Origin of the sequence: Lentzea sp. (genome assembly GCF_036380075.1) — a bacterium.
GTDB lineage: Bacteria > Actinomycetota > Actinomycetes > Mycobacteriales > Pseudonocardiaceae > Lentzea.
In genome coordinates, this window is sequence record NZ_DASVFL010000204.1 from 12,938 (window position 1) to 28,532 (window position 15,595).

The following is a 15,595-nucleotide window of genomic DNA, read 5'->3' on the forward strand; positions in this document are numbered from 1 at the left end:
TCAGACACGGGCCCTCGTTTCCGGCGCGGTGCCGCGCTGCTGGGTGTAGCGGGACAGGAACGTGCGCAGGCGGTCCGACCTGCCGTCGCCGAGCACGTCCGCGACGGGCCCCTGCTCGACGACGCGGCCGCGGTCCATGAACACGAAGCGGTCGGCGACCTCGAGCGCGAACGCGATCTCGTGCGTGACGATGACCATCGTGAGCCCGGCGGCGGCCAGGTCCCGGATCACGGTCAGCACCTCGTCCACCAGCTCGGGGTCGAGCGCGCTGGTCGGCTCGTCGAGCAGCATGATGCGCGGCCGGGTGGCGAGCGCCCTGGCGATCGCCACCCGTTGCTGCTGCCCGCCGGAGAGCTGCCGGGAGTAGGCGTCGGCCTTGTCCGTCAACCCGACCCTGGCGAGCAGCTCCCTGGTCCGCTCGTCCGCCTCCTCCCGGCCGCGGCCGTGCACCCGCACCTGGGCCTCGGTGACGTTGCGCGCCACCGTCCAGTGGGGGAACAGCTGGAACTGCTGGAACACCATCCCCATCCGGCGCCGCTGCCCGGCCACCCGCTTCGGCGGCAACGGGCGCAGTCCGCCGGCCGAGTGCTCGTAGCCGAGCAGTTCGCCGTCGAGGTACATGGCTCCGCTGTCGATCGGCTCCAGCTGGTGCACGCACCGCACGAGGGTCGACTTGCCGGAGCCGGACGGACCGAGGACGGCGACGACCTCGCCCTGCGCCACGTCCAGGCTCACGCCGTCGAGCGCCGCGTGCTCGCCGAAGCTGCGCCGGATGTTCCGGACGCTCAGCACCGGGCCGTCCGTCATGCCTGCCACTCCCCCCGTGCGGTCCGCTGTCCCCGGCCGAAGCGGCGTTCGAGGCGTTGCTGCAGGAACGACAGCGCGGTGACGACGACCAGGTACCAGAAGCACGCCACGATCAGCAGCGGCACGATCTGGTAGGTCTGGTTGTAGACGACCTGCACCGCGTGCAGCAGGTCGGTCATGGCGATCACGCTCACCAGTGACGTCCCCTTCAGCAGCGAGATGAACTGGCTGCCGCTCGGCGGGATGATCACCCGCATCGCCTGGGGCAGCACCACCCGCAGGAACGTCTGCCCGCCGGTGAAGCCCATGGCCATCGCCGCGTCCCGCTGGCCGGGGTCCACCGAGAGGATGCCCGCGCGCACGATCTCCGCCATGTACGCGGACTCGTGCAGCGTGAGCCCGATCAGCGCGGCGGTCAGCGGTGTGATCAGGTCGTTGGTGGACCACGAGCCGAACGTCGGCCCGAACGGCACACCGATCGACAGGCGTGGCAGCAGGTAGGCGAGGTTGAACCAGAACAGCAGCTGCACCAGCGGCGGGATGCCGCGGAACAGTCCGATGTAGAGGGTGCACGTCCAGCGCACCGGCCCGAAACCGGCGAGCTGTCCCAGGGCGAGCAGCACCCCGAGCACCGATCCGGCCAGCATCGCGACCACCGTGAGGAGCACGGAGGTGCCGAGCCCCGCGAGCACGTTCGGGTCGAACAGGTGCTCGGCCACGACCGGCCACTCGAACCGGTCGTTGTGGGTGACGAACCAGGCGAGCTGGGCCGCGAGCACTCCGATCACCGCGCCGGCCAGCCAGCGCCACGGCCGCGGGCGGTGCCGGGCCGTGGCGACGTCGACGTCCCCGACGCCGGGTGGGGCGGCGGTGGCGGTCACCGGCCGGCCGCCGTGTTGAGCTCGGGCTCGGGCACCTTGACGTTCTCCAGCCCGTACTGCTTCATGATCCGGTCGTACTCGCCGTTGGCGAACAGCTCCTGGAACGCCTGGTGCACCACCGGGCCGAGACCGCTCGACTTGGGCACGAGCACGGCCAGCTTGTCCACGCCCGCTCCCTGCTCGTCGGTCTGCGTCACGTAGGTGAAGTCGTCCTTCGCGGCCGCGAGGGCGTCGATCGCGCCGCTCTCTGTCATCCCCGCCGCATCGGCGCGGCCGGACTTGGCGGCCAGGATCGTGCCGTTCGTGTCGGCGAAGCCGATGAACTGCACGGCCGGCTTGCCCTTCTTCACGCACCAGTCGGTCAGCCGGACGATCTGGTCCTGGACGATGCTGCCCGAGATCGCCGCGACCCTCTTGCCGCACAGGTCGTCGCTCGCCTTCACCCCGGCCGAGCCCGACTTCGGGATCAGGTAGGCGGTGCGGGTGACCATCCAGACGACGGCGTCGAACTGCTTCTCCCGTTCCGCCGTGTCCTTGACCGGGCCGTTGAACGCGTCGTAGCGGCCCGCGAGCATCCCGGACAGCGCGGCGGGCAGACCCGGCACGACGGTCATCTCCGTGCGCACGCCCAGCACCTTGCCGAGGGCCTCCTGGAGGTCGCGGTCGAGGCCGGTGACCGTGGCGCCGTCCTTGTCCACCACCCGGTACGGCGGGTGCGAGTCGCCCGCGAAGCGGATCACCCCGGAGTCCTTGAACTGCTCGGGCAGCTTGTCGCGGTGGACGGCCTCGTCGCCGGCGGTGGTACTCGGGGCACCGCCGGACGAGCCGCCGCCGCATGCCGGCGCGGCGGCGAGTACCACGGCCAGCAGCGCGAGAAGGGATCTACGAGACTTGAGCATCGGTGCTCCCGTCGTCGATACAACCGCATCCGCCTTGCGGACGCGCGCGTGGTGTCCGGCTTCGGCGGTTGACCGTGCCGAGGTCGGCTGTGGTGCGCCGGTGGGTCTTCCTCAGCCCGCGTACCGCCGGTTGAACCGGGGCGGGGCGAAGTCGACGTACCGACCGTCGCCGGCGAGCCTGTTCATGGCTCGCGGCGAGACGTCGGGCCAGCGGCCCGTCCGGAGTCGTTGCCACATCTGGTCGATCGCGGCCACCTGCTCCCCGACCGTGAAGGTGCAGTGCCCGGAGGTCCGCACGTACGTCTGCCGCACGAGCTCGGCGTTGCCGGCGCGGCGGGCCAGGTCCTCGTAGGACTGCTGCTGCGCCACCGTCGAGATCTGGTCGCCGGTGCCGTTGACGGTCAGCACGGGAACCCGCACGTCACCCGTGAACACGATGCCGCGCGAGAAGGCGGCGACCGCGGCGGGGTCGGCTGCGACGCGCGGAGCGGCGGCCAACCGCCTCAGGTCGGCGCCGAGGTCCAGCCCCGCTTCGGCGTACAGGCGCAGGACGGCGAGCTGCTGAGCCGGTTCTGCCGACAGGAGCTGCCGCCCGTACTCGACGCCGGTGTTCCAGGACGGGTTCCCGCCGGTCGCCTGTTCGATCGCGCGCCTGCTGCTCATCGCCTGGCCGATGTAGGGCAGCGGACCGCCCGCGAGCGCCAGGTACATGCCGTTCTCCAGTGCCGCCGCGTCCCACGGGTCCGGCACCGGGGTGGTGCCGCCGTCGGTGGCGAGCCCCCACGCCGGGAGCTGGCCGACCGTGGCGGCCAGCGCGATCCGCGCCCGCCCCTGCGCGGTGGACTGCGCACCGGCCAGCGCCGAGATCCACTGCTGCTGCGCACCCGGCACGTCCGCGGGGATCCCCGTGACGGGCAGGGCCGTGCCGGGGAACAACAGCGTCTTCAGCGTGAAGACCGTGTCCAGCTTCTGGTTCCACTGCCCGACCGAACCGCCGAGCCCACCGCACATCGGCACGGCGCCGGCGAACCGTCCAGGATGGACCTGCGCCGCGCCGGCGGCGACGAACCCGCCCATGGAACGACTTCCGGCGATCGCCCAGCGCGCCGGGCCGAACACCGCCTCGAACTCCTCGAGCGCGGCGGCCTGGTTGTCGATCGCCTGAGCGATCCGCCACCCGGTGACGGCCCTGCTCGTCCCGCCCACGGCGTACCCCCGCCCGACGAGGTCGCCCGTCAGCGCTGTGGTCAGCCCTCCCGCGGCGAAGTCCAGGTCGACCAGGACCACGCCGTTCCACCGCTGCGGCTTCGCGAACTGGTACGGGGTGCCGTCCGGGAGCTGCCCGGACGTGCAGGTCGCCGTGCCGAGGCACGGCACGACGTCCGGCGGCGCGGCGCTCACCGCGGGCGCACCGGCGACGAGGAGCAGCGCGGCCGCCAGAACGGTGCCGAGGTCGCGTGTTGCGGACATTCGAGCCTCCAGTCCCGGGAACCCTGCCCGACTGCGACCCAATAGTGGGCTCCAAATCCAACGTACGTCAACGTTTGTGTCTAACAACTTTGCCGACGCCTCCCGCTTCGGGGTCGGCAGGCTCGGGAGCCACCCGCCCGGAACCGGGAAACGGCCGGTTCCAACTCGGCGGCCAGGAGTCGAATCCATCGAATTCTTTCACTCAGCTGCGTCGAATGACAAAATGCTCGACTTCAGCACCTTTAATCCGACGCGGACAACCACACGACAATTACGACAATTCGCGACTCTTGGCCTCGACCAGCAGTCGTGTTAGCGTTCACATAGGCAGCTTGCAGGCGGTTCTTAAGCCCAGAAAAAGATCCGGATCCCTTTTCCTCGCTTTCGACTGATTCGCGCCACCGCCATGACGGAGCATGGCGGTTCAGCCATTCATCTCCACCGGAGGGAATACAGCCATGCCCCCAACCCTGCTCGGGCGCGTGCGCACCGTTGTCCTCGCGGCCGTCCTGGTCGCCGCAGGTGCCGTGGCGGCGGCACCGGCCGAGGCCGCCACGTCGATCACGATCAACGGCTCGTCCGGCGGTCGCACGTTCGACGGCGTCGGCGCGGTCAGCGGCGGCGGCGGGAACAGCCGCCTGCTGATCGACTACCCGGAGCCGCAGCGCGGCCAGATCCTCGACCACCTCTTCAAGCCGAGTTATGGCGCCGCACTGCAGATCCTGAAGGTGGAGATCGGCGGCGACACCAACTCCACCAGCGGCGCGGAGCCCAGCCACGCCCACTTCCGCGGCGACCTCGACTGCGACCGCGGGTACGAGTGGTGGATCATGGAGCAGGCCAAGGCGCGCAACCCCGGTCTCAAGCTGGTGGGCCTGGCCTGGGGCGCGCCGGGCTGGATCGGCAACGGCACCTTCTTCTCCACCGACCTGGTCGACTACTACCTGTCCTGGCTCGGGTGCGCCCGCCGGCACGGGCTGACGATCGACTACCTCACGCCGGTCCAGAACGAGAAGCAGTGGAACGCGGACTGGACGGTCACGATCCGCAACGCCCTCAACGCCAACGGGTACAGCGCCGTCAGGATCATCTCCGGTGACTCGTGGCCTGGGGACTGGGGGCCGGCCGGACCCATCTCGAGCAACACGGCCTACCGCAACGCCGTCGACGTGCTCAGCGCGCACTACACCTGCGGTTACCTGAGCGCGCAGACCTCGTGCACCGTCCCGTCGAACGTCGCCGCCTCCGGCAAGACGCTGTGGTCGAGCGAGAACGGCTCCCAGGACTACAACGACGGCGCCAAGCCGCTGGCCCGCGGCATCAACCGGGTCTACATCGACGGCAAGATGACCGCCTACCTCAACTGGGACCTGATCGCCGCCGTCACCCCGAACATCCCTTGGCCGACCGTGGGGCTGGTGCTGGCCAACCAGCCGTGGTCCGGGCACTACGCGGTCGGCAAGGACACGTGGGCGCTGGCGCACACCACCCAGTTCACCGCCCCCGGCTGGAAGTACCTGGACGCGTCCACCGGCTATCTCGGCGGCAACCGCAACAACGGCAGCTACGTGACGATGAAGTCGCCCAACAACACCGACTACAGCACCGTCATCGAGACCATGGACGCCGCCGGTGCCCAGACGCTCAACTTCACCGTCACCGGTGGGCTGTCCACCGGACAGGTGCACGTGTGGGCGACCAACCTCAACTCCGGCAACCAGAACGACTTCTTCGTCCATAGCACCGACATCACCCCGTCCGGGGGCGCCTACTCCCTGACCGTCCAGCCGGGCCACCTGTACACGGTCACGACCACCACCGGACAGGGCAAGGGCACCGCCACCGGCCCGTCCCAGGGCTCGCTGAACCTGCCCTACAGCGACGACTTCGACGGGTACGCCACCGGCAAGGAAGCCCGGTACCTGATGGACATGGAGGGTGCCTTCGAGACGTCCGGGTGCGGCGGCGGCCGATCGGGCACGTGCGTGCGGCAAGCGTCTCCGCAGCAGGCCATCCCGTGGAAGACCAGGACGGATCCGTACGCGCTGCTGGGCAACGTGGCCTGGAGCAACTACACGGTGTCGGCGGACGCGCTGCTGGAGAAGCCCGGCTCCGTCTCGCTGATCGGCCGCGCCGGGTCGCAGGTGACGACCAACCAGGCCGCGCTGAACGCCTACTACCTGAAGGTCAGCGACACCGGCGCCTGGTCGATCCTGCGCAACAACCTCAACCAGCAGGTCACCACGCTGCGCAGCGGCACCACCGCCGCGCTGGGCACGAACCGCTGGCACGCGTTGTCGCTCGGCTTCTCCGGCAGCACTATCACCGCGGGAATCGACGGCTCGGTCGTCGGCACGGTGACCGACTCCACGCTCACCGCCGGTCAGGCCGGGCTCGGCACCAGCCAGGGCGAGACCGCGCAGTTCGACAACCTCGTCGTGGCCGGCTCGGGCGGCGGGACGACATCGTTGCTGCGCAACGACAACGCCGGCCGGTGCCTGGACGTCCCGAACGCGTCCCAGGCCAACGGCACGCAGGTGACGTTGTGGGACTGCAACGGCGGCGGGAACCAGCAGTGGACGGTCAACACCGCCCGGCAGATCCAGGTGTACGGCACCAAGTGCCTCGACGCCGAGGGCGCGGGCACTGCGGCCGGGACCAGGGTGATCATCTGGGACTGCACCGGCGGCACCAACCAGCAGTGGAACGTCAACGGCGACAGCACGATCACGGGTGTCCAGTCAGGACTGTGCCTGGCCCCGAACGGAGGGGCCACCGCCAACAGCACACCGGTGACCCTGCAGACCTGCAACGGCGCACCCAGCCAGAAGTGGACGCGGAGCTGACGATGAGCTCATACACGATCGCACGCCGCCTCGGTCACCTCGTGGTGGCCGCCATGACGACCACCGCGCTGGCGGTGGCGGCACCCGTCGCCCTGATCGCCACGGCCCCCGCCGCCCAGGCCCTCGACAACGGGCTGGCCAGAACGCCGCAGATGGGGTGGAACGACTGGAACGCCTACGGCTGCAACATCTCCGACTCGCTGGTCCGTTCCACCGCCCTGGCCATGCACAACAACGGCATGCAGGCGGCGGGCTACCAGTACGTCAACATCGACGACTGCTGGATGACGCGCAACCGCGACTCGAACGGCAACCTCGTGCCGGACCCGGTCAAGTTCCCGAGCGGCATCAAGGCACTCGCCGACTACGTGCACTCGCTCGGCCTCAAGATCGGCATCTACGAGGACGCGGGCACGGCGACCTGCGCGGGCTATCCGGGCAGCCTGGGCCACGAGCGCCAGGACGCGAACCTCTTCGCGTCCTGGGGCATCGACTACCTCAAGTACGACAACTGCAACAACCAGGGCGTCAACGCCCAGTCCCGGTACACGGCCATGCGCGACGCGCTGGCGGCCACCGGCCGGCAGATCCTGTACAGCCTGTGCAACTGGGGCCAGGACAGCGTGTGGACGTGGGGTGCGAACGTCGGCAACAGCTGGCGCACCACCGGGGACATCGCGGCGAACTACACCAGCATGCTGAACATCTTCCACGCCAACGTCGGCCTCACGAGCTACGCGGGACCCGGCGGGTGGAACGACCCGGACATGCTCGAGATCGGCAACGGCATGTCCGCCACCGAGGACCGGACGCAGTTCAGCCTGTGGGCGCAGATGGCCGCGCCGTTGATCGCGGGCAACAACATCCCGAACGCGAGCGCCACCACGGTCTCCACCCTCACCAACACGCGGGTGATCGCGGTCGACCAGGACCCGCTCGGCAGGCAGGGCCGGATGGTGTCGTCGTCCGGCGGCCGCGACGTGCTGGCCAAGCCGCTAGCGAACGGTGACGTGTCGGTCGTGCTGTTCAACGAGGGTTCCTCGGCCGCCACGATCTCGACCACCGCGGCGGCGATCGGTAAGACCGGCGCCACCGGCTACACCCTCACCGACCTGTGGTCCGGCTCCACCTCCACCACGACGGGCACGATCAGCGCGTCGGTCCCCGCCCACGGCGTGGTCATGTACCGGGTCGCGGGCGGCACGACCGGCGGCGGGGACCCGGTGACCGGTCCTGTGCGCGCGGTCGGTGCGGGCAAGTGCCTCGACGTCCCCGGCGCCACGGCGGGCACGCAGGCGCGGATCTGGCCGTGCAGCGGTCAAGCCGCCCAGAACTGGACCTACACCACCGGAAACCAGATCGGCATCGCCGACGGCACGCTGTGCCTGGACGCCTACGACAACCAGACCAGCCCCGGTACGAAGGTGATCCTCTGGTCCTGCAACGGCCAGGCGAACCAGCAGTGGCTGCGCAACTCCGACGGCTCGGTCACCGGGGTCCAGTCAGGGCTGTGCCTGGACGTGACCGGGGCGTCCACCGCCGACGGCGCACTGGTCGAGCTGTGGACGTGCAACGGCGGCAGCAACCAGCGGTGGACGCTGGGATAGCCGGGCCGCTCCGGGCACGACGATCACACGGACGTGCGTTCCCACTGCTGGTTGGCGCCTGTGTTGCAGGAGTACTGCTTCAGGATCGCGCCGTCCGCGGTGGAAGAGGCCGGCACGTCGACGCACTTGCCGCTGTGCCGTGCCCGGAGCTGGAAGTAGCTGCCGCTGGCGACCATCTGGAACTGCTGGTTGGCGCCGCTGCCGCAGGTGTACTGGACGAGTTCGATGCCGTCGCCGGTCGAGGCGCCCGTGACGTCGAGGCACTTGCCGCTGTGCCGGCTGACGATGCGCCAGTAGCCGCTGCCGGCGTCCTGGAACTCCCATTGCTGCCAGGGGTTGCCGTTGTAGGTGTACTGACCGACGCGCGCGCTGTTCTCGGTGTTCGGCTGCTGGACGTCCATGACCTTGCCGCTGTGGCGCGCGGTGATCCGGTAGTACGTCCCCACGGGCGGGTTCGTGCCGTCACCCCAGGCGTACCGGAGCCGGTCGGCCCCGGAGGGGTTGCGGACGGTCAGGTCGAGGTTGGTGCCGCTGCCGCTCATGGAGTACATCGAGTAGTGGTCGTAGCCGATGTTCCCGGGCTTGCCACCGACGGCTGGCCAGTAGGTGCCGCCCATCCTGTTGTCGCGCATGACCTGGGCGATGGCGCGGATGTACCGCACGAAGTTGTCGCCGCTGTTCGCGTCGCCGTAGTCGAGGCCGGTGGACATGGGCGCGCCGAACTCGGTGGCGACCGCGCGGGAGGCGCAGTTGCCGAGCCGCGTCTGGATGTGGGCGCGGAACTGGTCGTACGTCATCGCCTCGTAGAAGAAGGCGTAGTGGTGGAAGGAGAACAGCGTCGAGCTGAACCGGCTGTCGTTGCAGACGTCCCGCAGGTCCTGGCTGTAGCCGGTGCCACCGACGAGCACCCGGGAGGGCACCGCCGAGGTGTGGTACGCGAGCCAGTTCGCGGCGACGTCACGCCATTCCGCCGAGCTGTAGCCGACCGGCTCGTTCATCGGCTCGAAGTAGACGTTGCCGTTCGAGCCGTAGGTGTTCGTGACACTGGACCACATCGCGTTCCACGCGCCCATGTTCGTGATCCTGCCGCGGGAGGCGGCCCCGTCCTCCCAGTAGGCGAGGATCACCTTGAACCCGCGTTCGGTGGCGGCGTCGACAGCGCCCCGGTAGGCGTTCCACCAGGTCGTGTCGGCCACGGTGTGGGTGTTGACGGGCAACCGGACGGTGTTGACCCCCAGTGTGGAGGCCATGTCGTCGTAGACGGCGTTGGCCTTGGCGCGCACGGTGGCGTTGCTGTCGGACTTGCTCAGCCCCTGCACGACGAGCGCGGTGGTGCTGAAGTTGTCGCCCAGCACGGCCCAGTTCATGCCGCGGAACCCGCTGGTGGCGGCATCGGCCGGGGGCGCTGTCACGACCATGCCCAGCGACGCGGTGAACGCCGCCACCACCAGGACGACCAGCGATCGGCACCACGGCCGGGTCTTGCGCGGTGGTCCTGGCCGGTGACGATCGGGAGCTGTGATCGTTGCCATGAGATGCCCCATTCCGGCAACGATCGCGGATTCCCCGGCGATCGTCCACTGCCGTCTTCGGAATCGTCGAACCGTTCGACGGCGGCACCAGGACTTAACTCAGCGTGCGGCCTGAAGATCGAGCAGCTACGGATTCGTGTCAGCCCTGCGGTGGTGCGGCAGAAGCACGGAGAGCGTCGACCGCCTCGGGCACGGTGGAGAACAAGGGCAGCCGCATGTTCATCCCGCTCATGGTCAAGGTCCTCATCACGGCCTTCTGCGCCGCGGCGATGCCGAAGGGGACGCCTTGCTGCCCGGCCTCGTACTGGACGGAGATGAGCATGCTGATCCCGGCGGAACCGAAGAAGGTCACCGCCTGGAGGTCGACGACGATCCCCTCGGGGCGTTGGTCGACCACGTGGAGCACGCTCGCGAGAGAGGTCTTCGCCGTCTTCATGTCCAGCTCGCCGGCGAGCTCGACCACCGCGATGCCGTCGTGGTCGGTGGTGCGCAGAACCGGTCGGTCCGCAGCATCGTCGAACTCGTGTTCCATGTCGAACTCCCATCAGCCAGAAGTGAAAGCGCCGACACGAGCCGCTGCCCCACCCGGAGAACCAGTCGCGACGAACCTCTCTGCTTGATCAATTCCGTCTCCCTCACGCTATCCCGCGACACGACGAGGGCACAACCACATCCAGAAACACGACGGCGTCGGCTACGTGCCGGACGAGCGCGGAACCTCCGGGCTCCCCGGCGTTCGGGCGGAACTTCCCGTGGGCGGCGTGGTTCCGAACGGGATGACCCGCCACCACGTCACGCACCGCCACGCCCACTCCGCCGGCCCGTACCGGAACCGCCGCATCCAGAGATGGCTCAGCACGGCCTGCACGACCGCGATCCCCACCCCGCACAGCACGAGCGACCCGTACCCGCGCACCAGCCCGCTCACCGCGAGGATCAGCACGGTCGCGAGCAGGTAGTTCGTCAGCGCCATCCGGCCCATCGGCTCGAAGAACCGCCACGGCCGCAACAGGAACAGCATCGCGAGCAACGGCGCGAACACCAGACCCGTCAGCTGCGCCCGACTCACACCGGCGAGGCCGGCGCCCCCGTGGAACTGCCAGATCCCGGCGGGCACCGCGAGCACGAGCAGCCCCAGCACCACCGCGGGACGGTTCATCCGTGCCAGCAGGTCGTACTGCACGGCGGCCATCCCCAGCAGCAGCAACCCGGGAATCGGGAACGGGCCGAGCAGGAAGACGTTGAGCGACGCCAGCACCACGGGCACCACCAAGGCCACCACGCCGAGCGACAGCACCCACCGGCGCGGCAGGAACGACGCCGGTACCAGGAACAGCAGGCCGAACACGCCGTAGAACCGCAGCACCTCCCCCGGTTGCAGCACCGCGTGGGCGAGTCCGAGCAACGTCAGTGCCACCAGTCGTCGTACGAGCAACAGCCGCAGCCGAGGATGCGTGGCCGCCGACCCGCGCAGGAACAACGCGAAGCTCATGCCGAACAACACCGCGAACGTCGGCGCGAACCGCTGGTCGAACGCGAGCTGGAACAGGAACGAGTCGAGGTGGTCGGTGTTGCGCCCCTCCGGCTGGGGCATGCCGGTCATCTGCAGGATGTTCATGAACGTGATTCCGGCCAGTGCGAAGCCCCGCAGCGCGTCGAGCTCGTGGATTCGTTTCACACCACCAGTGCAGCGAACGACCACCAGCCTCCGACAGGCGGGAAAGTCAGGTGTCACCACCTACGAAAGTAGGTGTGCTCCCCCTGCGCCAGTGGGTGATCCACGTCTCGACCCGGCGGTATCGTCAGCGGTGTGAGGCGGGCGGTGGATCTGGCGCTGGTGCTGCTCGTCGCAGCGCTGGGACTGTGGCGCGAGCTCGTGCTGTCCGCGCCGTCACGGCTCGTGATGGCGTCCCTGGCGTTCTACGTCACCGTCCACCTGCTGTCGGCGGCGGCGCTGTGGTGGCGGCGGACCCGCCCGGTGGCGTCCAGTCTCGTCATCGCGTTTCTCGCACTGCTCACACCGACCTATGCCTCGATGGTCTCCGCGTACTCCGTCGCCGCGTATGCCACGCGATACCGCTGGCTCGTCGTCACCCACCCCGTGACGTGGGCGGTCGGTGCCGGGGTGTGGGCGATGCCGACCATCGGCGACGGCTTCACCGGCCCGGGTTTCACGGTGATCGCCGGGCTCGCGGGCCTCTACCTCGGCGCGCGGCGCAGGCTCGTGCAGGCACTGGTCGAGCGGGCCGAACGCGCCGAGCGCGAACGCGAACTGCTCGCCGAGCAGGCCCGCGCCGACGAACGCACCAGGCTCGCCGCCGAGATGCACGACGTCGTCACGCACCGGCTGAACCTGATGGTGCTGCACGCCGGGGCCTTGCGGGTCACCGCGAAGGACGAAGGAGTGCGCAAGGCCGCCGAGGAACTGCGCACCGCGGGCTGCCAGGCGTTGGCCGAACTGCGCGACCTCGTCGGCGTGCTGCGCTCCGGGCGCACCGCCTACACGCAGGACGTGTCGCCCGAACCGCTCTCCCGCCTGGTCGCCGACTCCGCCGCCACCGGCCTGGACGTCACGCTGACGCAGCACGGCGACGACGACGCTCTCTCCCCCGCCGTCCGCCGCACGATGTACCGCGTCGTCCAGGAGTCGCTCACCAACGTGCACAAGCACGCACCCGGCGCCCACGCCGACATCACCATCCACAGTGGACCGAGCAGCGTCCGCGCGATCATCCGCAACACCAGGCCGTCCGCGGCGCCGGACCTCGCGCTGCCCGGCTCCGGCAACGGCCTGCTCGGCCTGCGCGGCCGGGTGGAGATGGTCGGCGGCACCCTCACCGCCGGCCCGACCGACGACGGCGGCTTCCAGGTCGACGCCGTCCTACCCACATTCGTGCCGACATGACGTCGATCCTGCTCGTCGACGACGAACACATGGTCTGCGCCTACCTCCGCACGATCCTCAGCGCGGCACCCGACCTCACCGTGGTCGGCGAGGCCCACGACGGCGCCGAGGCGGTGGAAGCCGTGCTGCGCCTACGACCTGACGTCGTACTCCTGGACCTGCGCATGCCCGAGGTGGACGGTCTGGCCGCACTCGAGCGCATAACCCGCCTCGACACCCCGCCGAAGGTGGTGGCGCTCACGACGTTCGACGTCGACTCCTACGTGCTGCGCGCCATGAAGGCCGGCGCGGTGGGTTTCCTGCTGAAGTCCACCGCCCCGGACGACCTGGTCAAGCTCGTGCGCGTGGCCGCGGGCGGCCACACCGTCCTGTCTCCCGAGGCGACCCGCCGCCTCGTCGCGGCCTCGAGCGACGACACCTCTGCCAGAGAACGCATCTCCGGTCTCACGCCGAGGGAGACGGAGGTGCTCGCCTGCCTGGGCGGCGGCCTGAGCAACGCCGAGATCAGTGCCCGCCTGCATCTCACCGAGGCCACCGTGAAGGGGTACGTGTCGAACGTGCTGACCAAGCTGGACTGCGACAACCGCACCCGCGCGGGACTGCTCGCCCACCAGGCTGGGTTGAGCTGAACCGACGGGAGGCCGCACGTTCGTTGCCGCTGATCCTCGTCTGCCGGTGCCGTTCAGCGTCCGGTGGAGTAGATGTTGATGAGGTTGCCGTCGGGGTCGCGGAACAGCATCGACCGGTTTCCCCACGGCTGGTCGGTGGGTTCCTGGACCCAGGCGGTGACCTGGCCGTCCAGGCGGGCGCGTTCGGCGTCGACGTCGTCGACCTCGAACTCGATGATGGCGGACCGGTTGGCGGCGGCCTCGGCGGCGTTGTTGTTGAAACGCTGGACGGCCGCGCTGCCGGCCAGCGCGATGATGCTGCCCTCGGTGTGCAGTTCGACGTAGTCGCCGGGCCCGAAGGGGGTCACCGGCTCGGTGCCGGTGAGCGTGGCGTAGAAGGCGGTCAGAGTGGGCAGGTCGTCGGTGACGAGGCGCACCGAGGCGAGCTTCACGGCGTTCTCCTGGCTGTTTCCGTGGAGCAGGACCGTCCGGCCCCGAGAAACAGTACGGTACAGTAGCGTACTGTTTCGGTGGGAGAAAGAAGCGGAGATCGCAAGGTGACCCGATCCGGGGACTTCGTCGACGTTCGAGTTCAGCGGTCCAAGGCGGCGGTGCTCGCCCAGACCTACGAGTTGCTCTCGGCGGGCGGCATCGGCGGTGTCAGCATCGACGAGGTGTCGCGACGCTCGGGCGTCTCCAAGACCACGATCTACCGGCACTGGCCGTCACGGGCCGCGCTGCTGGTCGAGGCGTGCTCGACGATCGGGTCGGCTCCCCCGGTCCCCGACACGGGCAGCTTCGGCGGGGACCTCGTCGCCTTGACCGAGGCGTTGGCCGAGCAGCTGCGGAGCGCGCGCTGGGCGGCGGTCCTGCCGTCCATAGTGGACGCCGCCGAGCGTGATCCCGACCTGGCCGGGCTTCACGCGGACCTGCACGCCCGATTGATGGCTCCGTTCGACGTGGTGACCGAACGCGCGCGAACTCGCGGTGAGCTCGCCGCGGATCGTGGACCGGCCGACGTCACCGCCGCCGTCGCCGGCCCGCTGTTCTACCGCCGCTGGTTCTCCCGCGAGCCCCTCGACGCCGCGTTCGTCACGCGTGTGGTCGAGGACGCGCTCGGCCATCTCGGCGTCCAGGACAGTTCGACCTGACGGGCGTCGAGCACGCCCGGCTCCCAGGTCCGTGCGGTCATCGCGTGGCGGTCACCGAGTAGACCGGTAGTGCCTTGTTGTCCAGCGTGAGCGTCTTCAGCACGTCGACGTGGCTCTGGATGAGGTCACGCATGGCAGGCGGCACGGTGTGCAGGCGCTCTTGCACCACCTGGTGACAGGCAGCGATCTCCCATGCCACGTCGTGCATGCCCGTGGTGTCGATGGTGCGCGTGCCGCTCGCCCGCCACCCGGTTTCGTCGAGGACGGCGAGCAAGCGCTGACGGGAAAAGGGTGTGCGGACGTTGCCCTCGCCGCGTTCACCGGCCGCTTCGACCATGCCCTGGATCTGGACCGCGAGCAGGTGCGCGAGCTGGTCGTGGGACGCGGGAGCCAGGTCCCACTCGGCGAAGCACAGCCGACGCGCCCAGGGGCGGACCCTGGCGAGGGTTGTGCGCAGTTCGTCGAGCGAGGCGAAGTACCACGAACACTGGGACAGCACGACGTGGTCGAACGTGTCGTCCGGAAACGTCCCGGTGAGCACGTCGAAACCGAAGCGCAGGTCGATGCGTTCACCGAACGGGGTCGCGCGCAGGAACTCGGCGGACTCGGCGAGCGTGACCGGGGCGCCGTAAGCCGGGTCGGCGATGTCGACACCGACGACGTGGCCGTCCTCACCGACCGCGGCGGCCAGCACGGAAACGGGTCTGCACGAGCTGAACGTCAGGATGAGCGACACCGGCGGCCATGGCACGCGCCACCGCCGCCACGTCGATCCTGTTCACAGTCCTCCCAGCAACGAGCCCGACCAGCGATTTCCGCACGATATCGTGAACCGGCCGCCGAAGCGTCGACGTCGAGACCGCTCGGCGGCGCCGGGGCCGGAGTGATC

The 15,595-nt window shown here is 69.6% G+C and carries 14 protein-coding genes; 5 read left to right on the top strand and 9 right to left on the bottom strand.

Annotated features, from left to right (window positions below; translation table 11 throughout):
• From VF330_RS22215 to VF330_RS22230, 4 genes are all read right to left on the bottom strand, one after another.
• Nucleotides 1–807, bottom strand: coding sequence for an amino acid ABC transporter ATP-binding protein (locus VF330_RS22215; protein WP_330853568.1), 807 nt, complete (start codon nt 805–807; stop codon nt 1–3).
• Nucleotides 804–1,688: an amino acid ABC transporter permease gene (locus tag VF330_RS22220; RefSeq protein WP_330853569.1), complete on the bottom strand. Its 885-nt coding sequence runs from the start codon at nt 1,686–1,688 to the stop codon at nt 804–806. The genes VF330_RS22215 and VF330_RS22220 overlap by 4 nt, the downstream gene beginning before the upstream one ends.
• A complete protein-coding gene (locus VF330_RS22225) occupies nt 1,685–2,587 on the bottom strand; it encodes a transporter substrate-binding domain-containing protein (RefSeq protein WP_330853570.1) in 903 nt (300 codons plus the stop codon). Before VF330_RS22225 ends, VF330_RS22220 begins: the two co-directional genes overlap by 4 nt.
• 111 nt (nt 2,588–2,698) lie before the next feature.
• Nucleotides 2,699–4,057 (bottom strand): DUF6351 family protein, encoded by a 1,359-nt coding sequence (locus VF330_RS22230; protein WP_330853571.1) that lies wholly within the window; start codon nt 4,055–4,057, stop codon nt 2,699–2,701.
• Nucleotides 4,058–4,515: 458 nt separating this feature from the next.
• Between VF330_RS22230 and VF330_RS22235 the strand changes: the two genes are divergently transcribed.
• A complete protein-coding gene (locus tag VF330_RS22235; protein WP_330853572.1) occupies nt 4,516–6,903 on the top strand; it encodes a ricin-type beta-trefoil lectin domain protein in 2,388 nt (795 codons plus the stop codon).
• 2 nt (nt 6,904–6,905) lie between these two features.
• Nucleotides 6,906–8,510 carry a glycoside hydrolase family 27 protein gene (locus VF330_RS22240; protein WP_414675423.1) on the top strand — a complete coding sequence of 535 codons (1,605 nt, stop codon included), beginning with the start codon at nt 6,906–6,908 and terminating at the stop codon, nt 8,508–8,510.
• Nucleotides 8,511–8,533: 23 nt separating this feature from the next.
• Here the strand turns inward: VF330_RS22240 and VF330_RS22245 are convergent, their stop codons facing one another.
• The 3 genes from VF330_RS22245 to VF330_RS22255 all read right to left on the bottom strand — a co-directional run bounded on the left by VF330_RS22245 (nt 8,534) and on the right by VF330_RS22255 (nt 11,720).
• Nucleotides 8,534–10,042, bottom strand: a complete 1,509-nt coding sequence (locus VF330_RS22245) for an RICIN domain-containing protein (protein ID WP_330853573.1) — start codon at nt 10,040–10,042, stop codon at nt 8,534–8,536.
• A 139-nt stretch (nt 10,043–10,181) separates the two neighbouring features.
• Entirely contained in the window at nt 10,182–10,574 is a 393-nt protein-coding gene (locus VF330_RS22250; protein WP_330853574.1) for an STAS domain-containing protein, read from the bottom strand.
• A gap of 162 nt (nt 10,575–10,736) precedes the next feature.
• A complete protein-coding gene (locus VF330_RS22255; RefSeq protein WP_330853575.1) occupies nt 10,737–11,720 on the bottom strand; it encodes a DUF418 domain-containing protein in 984 nt (327 codons plus the stop codon).
• Between the two features lie 132 nt (nt 11,721–11,852).
• On the opposite strand from VF330_RS22255, the gene VF330_RS22260 reads away from it, so the two are divergent.
• Both VF330_RS22260 and VF330_RS22265 read left to right on the top strand, forming a co-directional pair.
• Nucleotides 11,853–12,947 (top strand): sensor histidine kinase, encoded by a 1,095-nt coding sequence (locus tag VF330_RS22260; protein ID WP_330853576.1) that lies wholly within the window; start codon nt 11,853–11,855, stop codon nt 12,945–12,947.
• The gene (locus VF330_RS22265) at nt 12,944–13,576 is read left to right on the top strand and encodes a response regulator transcription factor (RefSeq protein WP_330853577.1); all 633 of its coding nucleotides are present in this window, start codon (nt 12,944–12,946) and stop codon (nt 13,574–13,576) included. The genes VF330_RS22260 and VF330_RS22265 overlap by 4 nt, the downstream gene beginning before the upstream one ends.
• Before the next feature lie 53 nt (nt 13,577–13,629).
• On the opposite strand, the gene VF330_RS22270 is transcribed toward VF330_RS22265, so the two are convergent.
• Nucleotides 13,630–14,007 (bottom strand): VOC family protein, encoded by a 378-nt coding sequence (locus tag VF330_RS22270; RefSeq protein ID WP_330853578.1) that lies wholly within the window; start codon nt 14,005–14,007, stop codon nt 13,630–13,632.
• A 105-nt stretch (nt 14,008–14,112) separates the two neighbouring features.
• On the opposite strand from VF330_RS22270, the gene VF330_RS22275 reads away from it, so the two are divergent.
• Nucleotides 14,113–14,706, top strand: coding sequence for a TetR/AcrR family transcriptional regulator (locus tag VF330_RS22275; RefSeq protein ID WP_330853579.1), 594 nt, complete (start codon nt 14,113–14,115; stop codon nt 14,704–14,706).
• A gap of 37 nt (nt 14,707–14,743) precedes the next feature.
• Here the strand turns inward: VF330_RS22275 and VF330_RS22280 are convergent, their stop codons facing one another.
• Complete coding sequence (locus VF330_RS22280; protein ID WP_330853580.1) at nt 14,744–15,442, bottom strand: class I SAM-dependent methyltransferase; 699 nt, start codon at nt 15,440–15,442, stop codon at nt 14,744–14,746.
• Nucleotides 15,443–15,595: the final 153 nt, after the last annotated feature.